Source organism: Mesorhizobium sp. M1C.F.Ca.ET.210.01.1.1, assembly GCF_004791585.1.
Taxonomy (GTDB): Bacteria; Pseudomonadota; Alphaproteobacteria; order Rhizobiales; family Rhizobiaceae; genus Mesorhizobium.
In genome coordinates, this window is the sequence record NZ_SRUU01000002.1 from 304,711 (window position 1) to 321,958 (window position 17,248).

Consider the following 17,248-nt stretch of genomic DNA (forward strand, 5'->3'; position numbering starts at 1 on the left):
GCCCCATACACAGCGCCGCGAAAACGCGCTATAGACGCCGCCGAATGGCAAAGATCTCCCTGAAACTCGACGAAATCATCGACGGTGACGCCTTGCGCCGCGACATGACGGCGCTGACGGTGGCGAGCGCCGGTGACGGCTCCGGCAAGGCCACGCGCACAGCTGTCCTCCAGCTGCTCAAGGGCAGGCTTGGCGAGGGGCGGAAGATCGCGGAAGCGATGCTGAAGGAGGATGGCGGCGGCCATGCCTGCGCCGAGCGGCTGTCGCATCTGATGGATGAGCTGATCCGGGCGCTCTACGATTTCGCGGCCACCCATGTCTACCGGGTCAAGAACCGTTCCGTGGCCGAACGCATGGCGGTCGTCGCGGTTGGCGGCTATGGGCGCGGCACGCTGGCCCCGGGATCCGACATCGACCTGTTGTTCCTGCTTCCCTACAAGCAGACGCCGTGGGGCGAGCAAATCGTCGAATACATGCTCTACATGCTGTGGGACATGGGGCTGAAGGTCGGCCATGCCACCCGCAACATCGAGGAGTGCCTGAGGCTGTCGCGCACCGACATCACCATCCGCACGTCGATCCTGGAAGCGCGCTTCCTGTGGGGCGAAAGCAAGCTCTATGACGAATTGCTGACCCGCTTCGACCACGAAGTGGTGCGCACGACCGGCCCCGAATATGTGCAGGCCAAGCTCGCCGAGCGCGACGAGCGCCATGCCAAGGCCGGCGAAAGCCGCTATCTGGTCGAGCCCAACGTCAAGGACGGCAAGGGCGGCCTGCGCGACCTTCAGACGCTGTTCTGGATCGCCAAATACTTCTATCGCGTGCGCACCGGCGAGGAACTGGTCGAGAAAGGCGTTTTCACCGAGGCCGAATATCGCGAATTCCAGAAGGCAGAGGATTTCCTGTGGGCGGTGCGCTGCCACATGCATTTCCTGACCGGCAAGGCGGAAGAGCGGCTGCATTTCGACATTCAGCGCGAGATTGCCGAGCGGCTGGGCTACACGACGCATCCCGGCCTGTCGGCGGTCGAGCGCTTCATGAAGCACTACTTCCTCGTCGCCAAGGATGTCGGGGACCTCACCCGCATCTTCTGCGCCGCGCTCGAGGAAGAGCAGGCCAAGCACGTGCCGGGCTTCAACCGCATCTTCCTCACCTTCTCGCGGCGCAAGCGCAAGCTTGCCGGCACATCCGATTTCATCGTCGACAACCACCGCATCAACATCGCCGACGACATGGTGTTCGAGCGCGATCCGGTCAATCTTCTCAGGCTGTTCTGGTTCGCCGACAAGCACGGGCTGGAATTCCATCCCGACGCGCTGAAGCTGCTCACCCGCTCGCTCGGCCTGGTCAACAAGTCGCTCAGGCGCGACGAGGAAGCCAACCGGCTCTTCCTCGACATCCTGACCTCCGACCGCAATGCCGAGCTCAATCTCAGGCGCATGAACGAGGCGGGGCTGCTCGGCAAGCTGATCCCCGATTTCGGCAAGATCGTCGCCATGATGCAGTTCTCGATGTACCACCACTATACGGTGGACGAGCATCTGATCCGCTGCATCGGCGTGCTGGCCGAGATCGAGCGTGGCGACGGCGCGAAAGTGCATCCGCTGGCCCATTCGCTGATGCCCGGACTGAAGAAGAGCCGCGAGGCGCTCTATGTAGCGGTGCTGCTGCACGACATTGCCAAGGGCCGGCCGGAAGACCATTCCGAAGCCGGCGCCAGGATCGCGCGGCGCATCTGCCCGCATATGGGGCTATCGGCGGCCGACACCGAGACGGTCGCCTGGCTGGTCGAGAACCATCTTGTCATGTCGATGACGGCGCAGACGCGCGACCTCAACGACCGCAAGACGATCGAGGATTTCGCTTCGATCGTGCAGTCGGTCGAGCGGCTGAAGCTGCTCTTGACCCTCACCGTCTGCGACATCAGGGGCGTCGGGCCGGGCGTGTGGAACGGCTGGAAGGGGCAATTGCTGCGCACGCTCTACTTCGAGACCGAGCTGCTTCTGACCGGCGGCTTCTCGGAAGTGTCGCGCGCCGAGCGTACGGCGGCCGCGCGCGAGCGGCTGGCAGAGGCGCTCTCCGCCTGGCCGGCGAAAGAACGCAAGCGCTATGTCGCCCAGCATTACGAGAACTATCTGCTGACCGTCGACCTGCCCGACCAGCTGCGTCATGCCGAATTCGTCCGCGAGGCGGATGCGGCCGGCAAGAAGCTCGCCACCATGGTGAAGACGCACGAATTCGAGGCGGTGACCGAAATCACCGTGCTGGCGCAGGACCATCCGCGCCTGCTCTCGGTAATTGCCGGCGCGTGCGCGGGGGCCGGCGGCAACATCGTCGACGCGCAGATCTTCACCACCTCGGACGGGCGCGCGCTTGACACCATCCTGATCTCCAGGGAATTCGACCTTGACGAGGACGAGCGCCGCCGCGCCGAGCGCGTCGGCAAGCTGATAGAGGACGTGCTGTCCGGCAGAAGCTGGCTGCCCGAGATGATCGAGAAGCGCACCAAGCCGAAACGCGGCGCCAAGGCGTTCCGCATTCCGCCGCGCGCCGAGATCCGCAACACTCTGTCGAACCGCTTTTCTGTGATCGAGATCGAGGGGCTGGACAGGCCGGGCCTGCTGTCCGAGATCACCGGCGCGCTGTCGGACCTTTCGCTGGACATCGCCTCGGCGCACATCACGACCTTCGGCGAGAAGGTCATCGATACCTTCTATGTCACCGACCTCACAGGACAGAAGATCGACAGCCCGACGCGCACGGCCACCATCCACAAGCGGCTGATCGACACGCTGGAAGGCAATGCGCCCGAACGCAACGGCAAGGCCAAGGCGGCGGCCGAATGACATCCATTTGACGCAATTCCGCAGGCAGTCATCCAGCGCATGAGCCTTGTCAAGAAATTCGCCACCGTCGCTTCCGGCACGCTGATGAGCCGCGCGCTGGGTTTCGGCCGCGAGATGCTGATGGCAGCGGCGCTGGGCACCGGGCCCGTCGCCGACGCCTTCAACGCCGCCTTCCAGTTCCCCAACACCTTCCGTCGGCTGTTCGCCGAGGGCGCCTTCAACGCCGCCTTCGTGCCGCTGTTCGCCAAGGAGATCGAGACGCACGGCACTGATGGCGCCAAGCGCTTTTCAGAGGAAGTGTTCGGCGTGCTGTTCTCGGCGCTTTTGGCGCTCACCATCGCCATGGAGCTGGCGATGCCGCTGATCGTGCGCTACCTGGTGGCGCCGGGTTTTGCCGACATTCCGGGCAAGTTCGAGACGACCGTCCGGCTCGCGACGATCATGTTCCCCTACCTCATCTGCATGTCGCTCGGCGCCATGATGGCGGGCATGCTGAATTCGCTGCGCCGCTATTTCGCGGCGGCGATCGCACCCGCCTTCCTCAACATCATCCTGATCGGCGTCCTCGGCTATGCCTGGTATCACGGGGCGGACGCGCATGATGTCGGCTTCGGGCTCTCCTGGGGCGTGTTGGCGGCAGGCATCGTGCAGCTCGCCATCGTCTGGGTGGCGGTGCGCCATGCCGGCATCTCGATTGGCTTCCGCCGGCCGAAGATGACGCCCAACGTCAAGCGACTCCTGATCCTGGCGCTGCCGGCGGCGATCACCGGCGGCATCACCCAGATCAACCAGTTGATCGGCACGGCGATCGCCTCGGGGCAGAACAGCGCCGTGTCGTCGCTGGCCTATGCCGACCGCATCTACCAGCTGCCGCTCGGCGTCGTCGGCGTGGCGGTGGCGATCGTGCTTTTGCCCGAACTGTCGCGGGCGCTGAAATCGGGCAATCTGATCGAGGCCGCCAATCTGCAGAACCGCTCGGTCGAGTTCACTTTATTCATGACCTTGCCGGCGGCGGCCGCGCTTTGGGTGATGTCGGAGCCGATCGTGCGTCTGGTCTACGAGCGCGGCGCGTTTGCCGCCAACCATTCGACGCCGATCGTCGCCTCAATCCTGGCGATCTTCGGCCTCGGCCTGCCGGCCTTCGTGCTGATCAAGGCCTTCACCCCCGGCTACTTTGCGCGCGAGGACACGCGCACGCCGATGGTCTTCGCCGCCATCTCGGTCGGCGTGAATGTCGCCACGGCGCTGAGCTTGTTCCCGTCGATGGGCGCGCCGGGCATCGCGGTCGCTTCGGCCGTCGCCGGCTGGGTCAACGCCCTGATGCTGCTCGGCATGCTGATAAGGCGCGGCCATTGGGGCCGGGATATCCCCCTGCTCAAGCGCATTCCGCGGCTGGTGCTGTCGGCTGTGGTGATGGCGGTCGCGCTTTACTTCGCCGAGCACTATTTCGCCACCAGGCTCGGACCCGGCTCGCCGCTGGTGGTCAAGGCGACGACGCTGTTCGCGCTGGTCGGAGGCGGTGCGGCGCTCTACTTCATCACCGCCTTCGGCACCGGCGGCGCCGATTTCGGCATGATCCGCAGGAACGTCAAGCGCGGTTCGGCAAAGGCGGTGCCGTCGGTCACGGAACAGTCTCCAGATCCGTGAGCCTGAATTCGCCGGCCGTGGAGAGCATGGGAACGGCGTAGTAGCGCGCGCAAGCGTAGTGGAAGCAGTCGGCCATATTCAGAGGGATGGCGTTGCTGCGAAACCGCGACGCGGCCTCGACGGACAGCGATGCTGCCTCGGGCGCAGGCGGAAGCTCGCGCAAGGCAATGGCCCGTTCTTCGAGGAAGCGGCTCACGATCTCCGCGCTCCTCGCAACCGGTATGGCCAGCTTTTCCGGTCGCGCGAGCGCCATTGCGGCCTCCCACGCGGCGATCGCCGAAGTGAACGGAGTCGACGCATCCATGACCGCCCGCGCACAGCGCTCGGCCTCAGCTTCGTTGCTCAGCATCGCGACGATGGCGGCGGCGTCGACGAACATCAGTCGTCACCGGAGAGCTCGTCATAGACCGAGCGCGGCAGTGGGTTGCGCGCCTGATCGCTGAGCTTGATCCCGAATTCGGCGCGCAGCCTTGCCGCCGTTTCCAGCGGCGTCTCGCGATTGCGGCGCCGCTCCAAGGCTTCGCGCATGGCGATCACGATAGCCTCGGTAATGCCGACGCCTTCGACCCTGGCGAAAGCGCGCGTCAGACTATCCGCTTCTTTGTTGCTGATGTTGATGGTCATCGCGAGCGCCCACATCGATTTGTAGGTTAATTAATGTAGCAAGCTACAACTGGAAATCAACATGCAGCGGGCCGGTTCGGCCCGGACCCTACCCGCGCTCCAGGGCGAGCTTTGCGCCGAACAGGATGAGCAGACCGCCGGCAAGGCGATCAATGGCGCGGCGCAGCCGCCGATAGCCGTTCGAAACGGCTTCGGCCGCGAACAGCCAGACCACGCAGGCATACCAGCCGACCGAGATCGCCACCATCAGCACGACCGATGCGACCCCCAGCGTCAGCGAGGGCTGCGCCGGCAAGGCGACGGCAAAGACGCTGGCCACCGAAAGCGCTGAACGTGGATTGGCGAGGCTGGTCGCAAGGCCAATCCAGAAGGCGCGCCAAGTCGAAAATCCCCTGGAATCGACGGCCAATGCGCCGTCGGCCTCACTGCGCCTCTCGGCAAGCACGATCAACCTTAGGCCCGAATAGATGAGGTAGCCGGCGCCCGCCAGCTTCAACGCCGCATAGGCCCACGGCGCGGCCAGGAACAGCGCCTTGATGCCGGCAAGCCCGCAGACCCCCCAGATGGCGGTGGCGATGCCGATGCCGCAGACGGCGGCAAGGCCCGCGCCGCGCGAGCGCGCCACCGCGATCCGCGCCGTCATCAGGAAGTTCGGGCCAGGCGAGACCGCGGCGACCAGCCACACGGAAGCGACGGCAAGCAGATGTGAGAGCATGATGAGGATTCCAGGCGAGGCCACGATGCTAAGCCAGACCAGCCCAAAATGGCTAGGGCTCAATCCAGCCCTTACTCGGCCGACCTCTTGATCCGGCAATCGGCTTCGTCCATAAGCGCGCCGTCGCAAGACTTTCGCCGCACGCGGTTTCCAGCCGCATGATTGGCTCCAAAAAGTCTGCAGCTTCTTGGAATCATGCTTGTACGGCCCTCCACAAGCCCTGAGGAACTCATGTCCGCCTTCAAGCCACTCGTCTTTTCGGGCGTCCAGCCGACCGGCAATCTGCATCTCGGCAACTATCTCGGCGCCATCAAGAAATTCGTCGCCCTCCAGGAACAGTCCGACTGCATCTATTGCGTCGTCGACCTGCATTCGCTGACGGCGCAGCTCGTACATCAGGATCTCGGCGACCAGACGCGCTCGATCACCGCGGCGTTCCTCGCCTCCGGCATCGACCCCAAGAAGCACATCGTCTTCAACCAGTCGCGGGTCATGCAGCATGCGGAGCTCGCCTGGATCTTCAACTGCGTGGCGCGCATCGGCTGGATGAACAAGATGACGCAGTTCAAGGACAAGGCCGGCAAGGACCGCGAGAACGCCTCGCTCGGCCTGCTCGCCTATCCGAGCCTGATGGCGGCCGACATCCTGCTCTACCGCGCCACCCACGTTCCGGTGGGCGAGGACCAGAAGCAGCATCTGGAGCTAACCCGCGACATCGCGCAGAAGTTCAACAACGATTTCTCGGACCGCATCGCGGCGCTTGGCGTCGGCGTCGAGATGCAAGTCGGCGAGGAGACCGTGAACGGCTATTTTCCGATCACCGAGCCTGTGATCGGCGGCCCGGCGGCGCGCATCATGAGCCTGCGCGACGGCTCGAAGAAGATGTCGAAGTCCGACCCCTCGGACCTGTCGCGCATCAACCTGACCGACGATGCCGACACCATCTCGAAGAAGATCCGCAAGGCCAAGACCGATCCCGAGGCTCTGCCGAGCGAGCTCGACGGGCTGGAAAGCCGGCCGGAAGCCGAAAACCTGGTCGGCATCTATGCCGGGCTGGCCGAGATCTCGAAGGCCGACGTGCTTAAGGAGTATGGCGGGCAGCAGTTTTCGGTGTTCAAGCCGGCGCTTGCCGACCTTGCGGTCGAAAAGCTCGCGCCGATCGCTTCCGAGATGCGCCGCATCGAGGGCGACCGCGCCTATGTCGATGCCGTGCTCAAGGACGGCGGCGACCGCGCCCGCGCGATCGCCGAGGGCACGATGAAGACGGTGCGCGACATCATCGGCCTGCTGCAGGACTGATCGCTCCTGCCTCGCTAACTTCCATCGCCACGCCGGCCGGCGACTTGCCGCCGGTTCGTGGCGGTGGCAGATTGCGGCCGAATTGATACCGAGCAGATAGACATGGTCTCCAAACGCCTTAGCCGTGAAGCCGGCCATCGCCGCAAGTTCCTGGCGATCATCGATGACACGCCGGAATGCGAGCGCGCCGTCGCCTACGCCTCGAAGCGGGCGCAAAGCACCAGCGGCGTGCTGGTGCTGCTCTATGTGATCGAGCCGGACGATTTCCAGCACTGGCTGGGGGTCGAGAAGATCATGCGCGAGGAAGCCAACGCGACCGCGCGCGCGGCGCTCGATACCTATGCCAACAAGGTGCGCCAGAAGGTCGGCATCGAGCCGGAGCTGGTGGTGCGCGAAGGCAAGCCGACCGAAGAGATCCACAAGCTGATCGAGGAAGACCAGGACATCGCCATCCTGGTGCTGGCGGCCGGCGCCGGCAAGGAAGGTCCCGGACCGCTGGTGAGCGCCGTGGCCGGCCGGGGCGCGGCCTTCCCCATCCCGGTCACCGTGGTGCCGCAGAACCTGTCGGATGAGGAGATCGAGAGCCTGGCCTAACGGCGCATCGATATTCAGATGAGGCCGGCCTGCGAGTGGCGGCTTCCTGCGCTTCCGGTGCTCACGTACTTCAAGTACGCTCCGCTCCGGTTCTCGGAAACCACCATTCTCGACTCGGCCTGATCTGAATCTCGGCACAACTTGATCAGTGCCGCTGCGGCGTGCAAAAACATTCCGCCAGCAAGCCGTTCGGGCGATGCGTTTCGCTTGAATGTCCAGCCGATAGAGCCTATTTAGAATTATTCCAAACTATCGGCCCGGGAAGGGCCTGGAGATACTCATGTTCATCCAGACCGAATCGACGCCGAACCCGGCGACGCTGAAGTTCCTGCCCGGCAAGGAAGTGCTGCGCGACGGCACCGCCGATTTCCGCGACGCCGCAGCGGCCGCCGAGGCCTCGCCGCTGGCCGGCCGGCTGTTCGAGATCCCCGGCGTGACCGGCGTCTTCTTCGGCTATGACTTCATCACCGTGACCAAGGACGGCCCGGACTGGCAGCACCTGAAGCCGGCGATCCTCGGCGCCATCATGGAGCACTTCATGTCGGGCGCGCCCGTCATGGCTTCGACGGCTCCTGCGAGGGAATCCGGCCAGACCGCCGAGTTCTACGACAAGGCCGACGAGGAGCTGGTTCTGACCATCAAGGAACTGCTCGACACCAGGGTGCGCCCGGCTGTCGCGCAGGACGGCGGCGACATCACCTTCCGCGGCTTCGAGAACGGCACTGTGTTCCTGCACATGAAGGGCGCCTGCGCCGGCTGCCCGTCTTCGACGGCGACGCTGAAGCACGGCATCCAGAACCTGCTTCGCCATTTCGTTCCGGAAGTTCAGCAGGTCGAGCAGGTCGCCTGATCATTTTCGCAGCGTCTGCCGCGATACAAATCGCCAAAAACAAAAAACCGGGCCCCAACAGCCCGGTTTTCTGTTCTTGGACGTCTTGTGTTGCCTAGACGGTCCGCTTGCGAAAGCTTTCGCCCCCGGCCTTCGTGATCACATCACGATGACCTTGGCGCCGACCGAGGTGCGGTCGTAGAGATCGATAATGTCCTGGTTCATCAGGCGGATGCAGCCAGACGACATCGCCTTGCCGATCGAGAACCACTCCGGGCTACCATGCAGGCGGTAGCCCATGTCGCCGCCCTTGTTGAACAGATACATGGCGCGGGCGCCGAGCGGGTTCATAAGCCCCGGTTCCATGCCGCCGGCGAACTTGGCGAGTTCGGGCTGGCGCCTGATCATCTGCGAAGGCGGGGTCCAGGTCGGCCATTCGCGCTTCAGCGCGATGTGGGCGGTGCCGTGCCACTCGAAACCCTCGCGGCCGACGCCGATGCCGTAGCGCACCGCCATGCCGTCACCCTCGATGAAGTAGAGGAACTTGTTCTGGGTGTCGACGATGATGGTGCCCGGCTTCTCCGAAGTGTCGTAGCGCACTTCCTGCCGGTGGAAACGGGCCGGAACCTTCTCGATCGGGATGCGCGGCAGCTGATAGCCGGCATCGGTCATCGCGCCATAGTTGTTGGTGAAGAGTTGCCCGCCGATGGTGCTGCAGCCGCTGACCGCGGTCGACAGCGCAAGAGCGGCAAGAACTGCAAGTGACTTCAAGCGCATGAAAAGGTCCGACGCCCTGTCTCTATCAGCGGCACGAGTCGGCCGCTTTCCCGCCATCATTCATGCTGGCATTTCTTTTGCTTGCCAAGCGTGCACTGCCTATATGCAAGACCTTACGCGCCGGTAAGTGTCGAACTGCGGCATTTCGGCAACAGGACTCACAGGATTGTGAAGCAAAATCAATGGGGCGGCCGGAAGGGCCGCCAGGGATCAAGGAGAGCGCCATGAATGTCGGTGATGCCGCCGAACGTTCCGGCCTGCCGGCCAAGACCATAAGATATTATGAGGAGATCGGCCTGATCCGGCCGGCCCGGGCCGATAATGGCTACCGCGACTACTCCCGCGACGACGTGCACCGGCTGGCCTTCCTGCGCCGCGCGCGCAACCTCGGCTTTTCAATCGACGATTGCAGGCAGCTTATGGCGCTCTATCAGGACCGCGACCGCGCCAGCCACGACGTGCGCGAAATCGCCGCCGCCCATGTCAGGGCGATCGAGGAGAAGGTACGCGAGCTGCAGTCGATGCGCGCGACCTTGCAGAAGCTGATCCATGCCTGCCACGGCGACGACCGGCCGGACTGTCCGATACTGGATGATATGGCGGGCGTGGCCTGATCGCATCGCGCGGGAGCTGGACAAGCGTCCGATACCCATCTTAGCTCACGAGCCAGCAACATCCAGCGGCAGGAGTACCTCACGGTGAAGGGATACTGGCTCATCATCGGCACCGAGATTTCGGACCAGCAAGCGCAAGCTGAATATGGACGTTTGTGGAAACCCATAGGCGAGAAGTATCAAGCGCGCCTCAGTTCGATGAAAAACCCGCCTTTGCTGATGGAGGCGCGCGATGCCGGCCGGATGGTCGTCGTCGAATTCCCGACACTGGAAATCGCCAAGGCTTGCTACGCCGACCCGGCCTATGACGAAGCCAAGCGGTTTGCGCTGCAAGCGTCGAACCGTGTCCTGCTTATTTTCGAAGGGGACCTCGGATAGGGTTGTCAAATAGATAATCGCCCGCTCAAAGCGGGTTCAAACCGTGAACAAAATCTGGCATGGTGCCTGCCATGCCACTCGTTTCCCCGATTCCCCTCAACCCCCTGATCGACGGCCGCCAATCCGAGCGCGCCATGCTGGTGCGGCGCGGCGTGCAGCGGCTACTCACCGAAATGGGCGCGCATGTGCTGCCGGAACTCTCCCTGGCAACCGGCCGACGCGCTGATCTCGTCGCGCTCACCCGGCAGGGCGACATCTGGATCATCGAGATCAAGTCCTCGATCGAGGATTTTCGCGTCGACCGCAAATGGCCTGACTACCGGCTGCATTCGGATCGCTTCTTCTTCGCCACGCATCCCGGCGTGCCCGCGGAAATCTTTCCGGAGGAATGCGGCTTCATCCTCTCCGACGGCTATGGCGCCGAGATCCTGCGCGAGGCGCCGGAGCACCGCATGGCGGCCGCGACGCGCAAGTCGCTGATGCTGAGGATCGCCCGCGCGGGCGCTGCGCGGCTCCTGGCCGCGGAGCTTGCCGGCGTGGCGGTGCCGGCGCTGGAGGGGGAGAGCGAGTAGCAGCCTGTTAGCGGCGCCTCCGAGGGCTGTCTCACGGGTTCGTATCGCGCTGGTCTTGTGCCTTGTCCTGCGTTGGCTTTGGCGTCGCCGACGGCGTCGCCCGCTCCGTCCCGGCTTCGCCGGGCCACCTCTCCCCCCGCTTCGCGGGGGAGAGGAAATGGGCGTCGAGGGCTGGCCTACTCCGCTTCCTCATCCAACTCGCCCGCCGCCGGCGCCATGAGCAGCACGGCGGCGCCGAGAAACGCCGCAACCAGCGAGCCGGCTAGGATGCCGACCTTCACCGCGTCCTGAAGCGCGGCGTCATCGGCGAAGGCGAGCAGGCCGATGAACAGGCTCATCGTGAAGCCGATGCCGCAGAGCAGTGAGATGCCCAGCATATGCAGCCAGCCGGCATTGACCGGCAGGTCGGCGAGGCCGAGCCGGATGGCGATGGCCGAGGAGCCGAACACGCCGACCAGCTTGCCGAGCACCAGGCCGGCGGCGACGCCCAGCGTCAGCGGCTCGACAAGTGCTGCAAAGCTCAGGCCGCCGAGCGGGACGCCGGCATTGGCGAAGCCGAAGATCGGGATGACGATGAAGGGCACGAGCTTGTGCAGGCCATGTTCCAGCCGGTGCAGCGGCGAATGCTCGACGTCGTGGCCGATGCCGGGGGAGCGTTCGAGCGGAATGGTGAGCGCCAGCGCCACGCCGGCAAGCGTGGCATGCACGCCCGACTTCAGCACCAGCACCCAGAGCACCGCGCCGATCAGGAGATAGGGCAAGAGGTTCATTACCCGCATGCGGTTGAGCACGATCAGCACGGCGATGGCCGCGAAGGCCGCCGCCAGGTAAGCGAGCGACAGGCCGCTGGTGTAGAACAGCGCGATGATGATGACGGCGCCGAGATCGTCGATGATGGCCAAAGCGGTGAGGAACACTTTCAGCGAGGCCGGCACGCGGCTGCCGAGCAGCGACAGCACGCCGAGCGCGAAGGCGATGTCGGTGGCGGTCGGGATCGCCCAGCCGGAAAGGGCTGCCTGATTGTCGCGGTTGATCAAGACATAAACGAACGCCGGAAACACCATGCCGCCGGCGGCTGCAATGCCCGGCAGCACGCGGCGCGGCCAGGTCGAGAGCTGGCCGTCGAGCATCTCGCGCTTGATCTCCAGCCCGACCAGCAGGAAGAACACCGCCATCAGGCCGTCATTGATCCAGTGCGAGACGCTGAGCGGCCCGAGATAGGCGTGAAGGACGGCAAAGTAGGTCTCGGCCAAAGGCGAATTGGCGACGATCAGCGCCAACGCCGCGGCCGCCATCAGGATGATGCCGCCGGCCGCCTCGCCGTCGAGGAATTCGCGAAGGATCGATTTCGGCCGCTGCTTCTCGTCGTCCATGGTCCCTCCGCGCTGTCGGAGACTGTTTCGAAATTCGCTCTGGCGAGTCATATGGTGGTGGTTTCGAGAACCGGAGCGGAGCGGACATTTGGGTCCGTGAGCACCGGAAGCGCAGAAAACGCCAGCAGATGGCCGCCGGAGTAGAATTTCCAAACAGTCTCTCAGCGCGGCGCGCGCTTGGCGAGGATACGCTGCAAGGTGCGGCGGTGCATGTTGAGCCGGCGCGCGGTCTCGGAGACGTTGCGGTCGCACATTTCGTAGACGCGCTGGATATGCTCCCAGCGCACGCGGTCGGCAGACATCGGATTTTCCGGGGGTGCGGCGCGCTCGCCCGCGGTGCGGGTCAGCGCGGCGAACACGTCGTCGGCGTCGGCCGGCTTCGACAGATAATCGACGGCGCCGAGCTTCACCGCCGTCACCGCGGTGGCGATGTTGCCGTAGCCGGTCAGGATGATGGTGCGGGCGTCGTCGCGCTTCTCGCGAATGGCGGCGACAACGTCGAGGCCGTTGCCGTCGCCGAGGCGCATGTCGACCACCGCATAGGCGGGCGGATGGGCGCGCGCCTTGGCGACAGCCTCTTCCACGCTCTCGGCCGTCTCGACCAGGAAGCCCCTGGTCTCCATGGCGCGGGCAAGCCGGGTCAGGAACGGCTTGTCGTCGTCGACGATCAGCAGCGAGGTGTCCTCGCCTTCGACCATTGCGCCAGTGGTATCGTCCGCGCTCATTTGATCAGCATCCTACCGACTTAAAGCCTGCCGCGCCGAAACGGATCGTAGCGAACGCGCTTTAAGTCTTTGTTTCCAGGCACGTCGTTTCCCAAGCCGCTGCACAGTTTGGAGCGAAATGCCTCACTTTTACGCAGATACAATTGTGCAACAGCAATGTCCAATTTTTAGAGCCGGCAACAGAGCTGCCATGCGGTCAATGCAAGGCTCAGGCATTGTCGAACATGGTTCCGGACACATGCTCGGGATTGAGGAAGACGGCGCGCGGCCAGGTGATCTGCACCACCGCGCCCTCGCCGAGCCCGCTCGAATTGCGGAAGTCGAGCGTCGCGCCGGAGCGCTCGAGAAGGGTCTTGGCGATGAAAAGCCCAAGGCCGAGGCCGCCGCCGGCCTCGGTGCCCTGGCGTGTCGACATATAGGGCTCGCCGATGCGGTCGATGATCTCCGGCGGAAAGCCCGGTCCGTCGTCGATGATGGCGAAGGAGACCTGGTCATTGTCCCAGCTCCAACTGACGGTGACGCTCTTCTTGGCAAAGTCGACCGCGTTCTCAACCAGATTGCCGAGGCCGTAGATGACGCCGGGGCTGCGCTGGCCGACCGGCTCCGGGCCGATGCGCTCGCCGGGACGCAGCCGGATCGAGATGCCGAAGTCGCGGTGCGGCGCAGTCACCTCCTCAATCAGCGAGGTCAGCGGCAGTCGCGAAAGATGCTGCTCGCCTTCCGAGGACAGGCTGGTCAGCCGCTTCAGGATCTCGCGGCAACGCTCGCTTTGCGAGCGCAGCAGCTTCACGTCCTCGGCGAATTTCGGATCCTCGCCGAGCGCCTTTTCCATCTCCTTGGCGACAACGGTGATGGTGGCCAAAGGCGTGCCGAGCTCATGCGCGGCGGCCGCCGCGAGCCCGTCGAGCGCTGAAAGATGCTGCTCGCGCTGCAGCACCAGTTCGGTGGCGGCGAGCGCGTTGGCGAGTAGGCGCGCCTCCGCCGCGACGCGGAAGGCGTAGATCGCCGTGAAGGCGATCGAGGCGAACACCGCCATCCACATGCCGGCGACATAGATGAAGGGCATCGGCAGCGGCGCGCCCTCGTACCATGGCAACGGCAGGTGGAAGAACACCAGCAGCGTGGCCGCCACGATGACCAGCGCGCCCAGCACGGCCGTCATGCGCAGCGGCAGCGACGCGGCGGAGATGACGACCGGGACGGAGAGCAGCACCGAGAACGGATTGGTCAGCCCGCCGGTCATATAGAGCAGGCCGGCGAGCTGCAGGCTGTCGAAGGTGAGGATGGCGAAGGCCGGGAACGGCGTCAGCCGGTGCGCGGCGGGATAGCGGAAGGTAAGCCAGAGGTTCATCCAGGCCGAGCAGGCGATGAACGCGAAGCACATCGAGACCGGCAGCGGGAATTTCAGCCCGTAGGCAACGACGAGCACCGCGATGCTCTGGCCGACGATGGCCAGCCAGCGCAGGCGGATCAGCGTGTTGAGCCGCAGCCGCTGGCTCTGCTGGGTATCGGGCGCGCGCAGAATGTTGATCATCGACTTACGATTATAACCGCAGGAGGGTAAGCGCTAGTAGCGCTGTAAAGGCGACTTGGCCGGTTGGCAGCCGGCGTTTCATCGTTCGTTTTGGTTCGCCATCATAAACATTCGGCCGAGGCCTTCGTCACCCCAGGGCAAAGCAGGAGCGAAGCGACGCGGCGCAGACCCGTGGATGACGAGTGATGGGCGTTTGCGCCAATCGCCAACGTACAATGTCCGCTAAGCAAGCGACCCGCCAAGCTGTGCAAGGCTAGGTCCCGCGCGGCTTGGCGCGGCTGGTGGCGGCGGCAAGGAGCGGGTTTTCCGGCCAGACATGTTTTGGATAGCGGCCGCGCATGTCGGTGCGCACATCCGCCCAGGAGCCGCGCCAGAACCCGGGGAGATCCCGCGTCGTCTGGATCGGACGATGCGCCGGCGACAGCAATTCGAGCGTCAGTGGCACCTTGCCGTTAGCGATCGCCGGATGGCGGTCGAGGCCGAACAGTTCCTGCACGCGGACCGCCAGCACCGGCCATTCGCCGTCATAGCGGATCGGCACATGGCTGCCCGAGGGCGCGTCGAAATGGGTCGGCGCCAGCGCGTCGACCTTGCGCTGAAGGTCATGAGGGACCAGTGACATCAGCCCTGCCGCGAGCGCGCCCGGCTTGATCGCCGCGAACGACGCCTCGCCGGTCAGAAAAGGCAGCAGCCAGTCGTCAAGGCGATCGAGAAGCGCCCGATCCGAAACGTCAGGCCAGGGCGCGCCGAGGCCGCGGTTGAGCCAGCCGAGCCGCTGGCGCAGGGTCTCGGCCTCCTTGCCCCAGTCGAGCGGCGGCAGGCCGTGCTCACGCAGGGCATCGAGAATGGCGCGGTCGGCCTCGGTGCCCGAAGGCGCCGGCAGCATGCGCTCGGAAAGCGTGATGGCGCCGAGCCGCGCCGTCTCGCGCACGCGCACGGCGCGCCGCTCGCGGTCGAAGCTGGTTTCACGCTTCGTCTCGATCCGGTCGGCAAGCGCTGCACGGATGTCGGCTTCGTCGACCGGCGCCGCAGCTGTGATGCGGGCATTCTGCGCCTTGCCTTGAAGATCGGCGACGACCAGCCACATTTCGCCGGCCAGCGGATCGGCGGCGTCGACTATTGCGCCCGAGCCGTTGGCGAGCACGAAGCGGCCGCGCTCGCCGCGCGCCCTGGCGACACGATCCGGCCAGGCATGGATGAGGAGAGCGCCGGCTGGAACCGGCATCGTGCCTTTTCCGCCGCCGGCTTGCTTCGCCAGACGTTCGGCAAGCTGCCGGGCAGCATTGGCGCGCGGCGATTTCTCGCTGCCAAAGCGCATCAGCCGCCGTTCCAGATCGGCGCCGTCGCCGCCAAGCCCACGCTCGGTGAGCAGCACCGCAAGCGTCGCCGCTTCGAGCGCCTGTCCGCCCTTCGCCGCTTCCGCCACCATATGCGCAAGCCGCACCGGCAGCGCCAATTTGCGCATCGCGGCGCCGGCTTCCGTCAGCCGGCCAGCATCGTCGATGGCGTGCAGCGCCTTGAGCAGCACCCGCGCTTCATTGAGCGCCGGCGCCGGCGGCGGGTCGAGGAAGGAGAGGCTCGACGGATCGGCGACGCCGAAAGCGGCGCAGTCTAGCAACAAGCCGGAAAGGTCGGCCTCGAGGATTTCCGGCGGAGTGAAGGCGGGAAGGGCCGCCGTCTGCTCGGCGCGCCACAGCCGGATGGCGACGCCTGGTTGCGTGCGCCCGGCGCGGCCGGCGCGCTGGTCGGCGGAAGCCTTGCTGACGCGCACCGTTTCCAGGCGCGTCAGGCCGCTTGCCGGCTCGTAACGCGGCAGCCGCGACAGGCCGGAATCGATGACGACGCGCACGCCGTCGATGGTGATCGAGGTTTCCGCGATCGAAGTCGCCAGCACCACCTTGCGGCGGCCGGGCGGCGGTGGCCTGATCGCCGCGTCCTGTGTCCTGTTGTCGAGCTGACCATAAAGCGGAACGACGTCGGTATCGGCGCCGATATTGCCCGCAAGGCGCTCGGCCGTGCGCTCGATCTCGCGCTGCCCGGGCAGGAAGGCGAGCACGCTGCCCTGCTCGGCGGCTAAAGCCGAGCGGATCGCCCTGGCCGTCGCGTCCTCGATCGCCGTGCCGGCCGGCCGCTCGTCATAGCGGATGTCGACCGGATAGGCGCGGCCTTCGCTTTTGATGACCGGCGCGTCTGACAACAATTTCGCAACGCGCGCGCCGTCGAGCGTCGCCGACATGACCAGCAGGCGCAGCTCCGGCCTCAGCGCGCCCTGCACGTCGAGCGCCAGCGCCAGCCCGAAATCACCGTCGAGCGAACGCTCGTGAAATTCGTCGAAGATCACCGCAGAGACGCCGGGCAGTTCCGGATCGTCGAGGATCATACGGGACAGAACGCCCTCGGTGACGACAAGGATCTTTGTCCGCGCCGAAGTGCGGTTTTCCATGCGCATGGCGTAGCCGACCGTGCTGCCGGGCTCTTCGCCAAGCAGCTCGGCCATGCGGCGCGCGGCGGCGCGGGCCGCCAGCCGGCGCGGCTCGAGCAGCACGATGCGGCCCGCACCGAGCCAGGGGGCGTCGAGCAGCGCCAGCGGCACCAGCGTCGTCTTGCCGGCGCCGGGCGGCGCTACCAGCACGGCGCTGTTGCGCTCGGCCAGCGCCTGGCCGAGCGCCGGCAGCGCTGCAGATACCGGAAGCTCGGGCAAGATTCCTGTCTTCATGGCGC

At 65.4% G+C, this 17,248-nt stretch carries 16 protein-coding genes; 8 read left to right on the top strand and 8 right to left on the bottom strand.

What is annotated here, in order from left to right; genetic code table 11:
• Positions 1-44 precede the first annotated feature (44 nt).
• Positions 45-2,846 carry a [protein-PII] uridylyltransferase gene (locus EN853_RS03565; protein WP_127857888.1) on the top strand — a complete coding sequence of 934 codons (2,802 nt, stop codon included), beginning with the start codon at positions 45-47 and terminating at the stop codon, positions 2,844-2,846.
• Positions 2,847-2,885: 39 nt separating this feature from the next.
• The gene (murJ, locus tag EN853_RS03570; protein ID WP_127857889.1) at positions 2,886-4,493 is read left to right on the top strand and encodes a murein biosynthesis integral membrane protein MurJ; all 1,608 of its coding nucleotides are present in this window, start codon (positions 2,886-2,888) and stop codon (positions 4,491-4,493) included.
• On the opposite strand, the gene EN853_RS03575 is transcribed toward murJ, so the two are convergent.
• The 3 genes from EN853_RS03575 to EN853_RS03585 all read right to left on the bottom strand — a co-directional run bounded on the left by EN853_RS03575 (position 4,468) and on the right by EN853_RS03585 (position 5,832).
• Positions 4,468-4,872, bottom strand: coding sequence for a type II toxin-antitoxin system VapC family toxin (locus EN853_RS03575; RefSeq protein WP_127857890.1), 405 nt, complete (start codon positions 4,870-4,872; stop codon positions 4,468-4,470). The genes murJ and EN853_RS03575 overlap by 26 nt on opposite strands.
• A complete protein-coding gene (locus EN853_RS03580) occupies positions 4,872-5,117 on the bottom strand; it encodes a type II toxin-antitoxin system VapB family antitoxin (RefSeq protein WP_127857891.1) in 246 nt (81 codons plus the stop codon). The genes EN853_RS03575 and EN853_RS03580 overlap by 1 nt, the downstream gene beginning before the upstream one ends.
• An 88-nt stretch (positions 5,118-5,205) precedes the next feature.
• Positions 5,206-5,832, bottom strand: a complete 627-nt coding sequence (locus tag EN853_RS03585) for a LysE family translocator (RefSeq protein ID WP_167524360.1) — start codon at positions 5,830-5,832, stop codon at positions 5,206-5,208.
• 231 nt (positions 5,833-6,063) lie between these two features.
• Between EN853_RS03585 and trpS the strand changes: the two genes are divergently transcribed.
• The 3 genes from trpS to EN853_RS03600 all read left to right on the top strand — a co-directional run bounded on the left by trpS (position 6,064) and on the right by EN853_RS03600 (position 8,575).
• On the top strand, positions 6,064-7,131 hold the full coding sequence (trpS, locus tag EN853_RS03590) for a tryptophan--tRNA ligase (RefSeq protein WP_127857893.1): 1,068 nt from the start codon (positions 6,064-6,066) through the stop codon (positions 7,129-7,131).
• A gap of 102 nt (positions 7,132-7,233) precedes the next feature.
• The gene (locus EN853_RS03595) at positions 7,234-7,725 is read left to right on the top strand and encodes a universal stress protein (RefSeq protein ID WP_127424569.1); all 492 of its coding nucleotides are present in this window, start codon (positions 7,234-7,236) and stop codon (positions 7,723-7,725) included.
• Positions 7,726-8,005: 280 nt separating this feature from the next.
• Complete coding sequence (locus EN853_RS03600; RefSeq protein WP_127857894.1) at positions 8,006-8,575, top strand: NifU family protein; 570 nt, start codon at positions 8,006-8,008, stop codon at positions 8,573-8,575.
• A 138-nt stretch (positions 8,576-8,713) separates the two neighbouring features.
• Here the strand turns inward: EN853_RS03600 and EN853_RS03605 are convergent, their stop codons facing one another.
• A complete protein-coding gene (locus EN853_RS03605) occupies positions 8,714-9,331 on the bottom strand; it encodes a L,D-transpeptidase (RefSeq protein ID WP_127857895.1) in 618 nt (205 codons plus the stop codon).
• Positions 9,332-9,555: 224 nt separating this feature from the next.
• On the opposite strand from EN853_RS03605, the gene cueR reads away from it, so the two are divergent.
• The 3 genes from cueR to EN853_RS03620 all read left to right on the top strand — a co-directional run bounded on the left by cueR (position 9,556) and on the right by EN853_RS03620 (position 10,895).
• Complete coding sequence (gene cueR, locus EN853_RS03610) at positions 9,556-9,945, top strand: Cu(I)-responsive transcriptional regulator (RefSeq protein WP_127857896.1); 390 nt, start codon at positions 9,556-9,558, stop codon at positions 9,943-9,945.
• 84 nt (positions 9,946-10,029) lie between these two features.
• On the top strand, positions 10,030-10,323 hold the full coding sequence (locus tag EN853_RS03615; RefSeq protein WP_127857897.1) for a DUF1330 domain-containing protein: 294 nt from the start codon (positions 10,030-10,032) through the stop codon (positions 10,321-10,323).
• 71 nt (positions 10,324-10,394) lie between these two features.
• A complete protein-coding gene (locus tag EN853_RS03620; RefSeq protein WP_167524365.1) occupies positions 10,395-10,895 on the top strand; it encodes an MmcB family DNA repair protein in 501 nt (166 codons plus the stop codon).
• Between the two features lie 176 nt (positions 10,896-11,071).
• Here the strand turns inward: EN853_RS03620 and nhaA are convergent, their stop codons facing one another.
• From nhaA to hrpB, 4 genes are all read right to left on the bottom strand, one after another.
• Positions 11,072-12,268, bottom strand: coding sequence for a Na+/H+ antiporter NhaA (gene nhaA / locus EN853_RS03625; RefSeq protein ID WP_127857899.1), 1,197 nt, complete (start codon positions 12,266-12,268; stop codon positions 11,072-11,074).
• A gap of 161 nt (positions 12,269-12,429) precedes the next feature.
• Complete coding sequence (locus EN853_RS03630) at positions 12,430-12,993, bottom strand: ActR/PrrA/RegA family redox response regulator transcription factor (RefSeq protein ID WP_127857900.1); 564 nt, start codon at positions 12,991-12,993, stop codon at positions 12,430-12,432.
• Positions 12,994-13,201: 208 nt separating this feature from the next.
• The gene (locus EN853_RS03635) at positions 13,202-14,527 is read right to left on the bottom strand and encodes an ActS/PrrB/RegB family redox-sensitive histidine kinase (RefSeq protein WP_127857901.1); all 1,326 of its coding nucleotides are present in this window, start codon (positions 14,525-14,527) and stop codon (positions 13,202-13,204) included.
• A gap of 253 nt (positions 14,528-14,780) precedes the next feature.
• Positions 14,781-17,243 (bottom strand): ATP-dependent helicase HrpB, encoded by a 2,463-nt coding sequence (gene hrpB / locus EN853_RS03640; protein ID WP_127857902.1) that lies wholly within the window; start codon positions 17,241-17,243, stop codon positions 14,781-14,783.
• Positions 17,244-17,248: the final 5 nt, after the last annotated feature.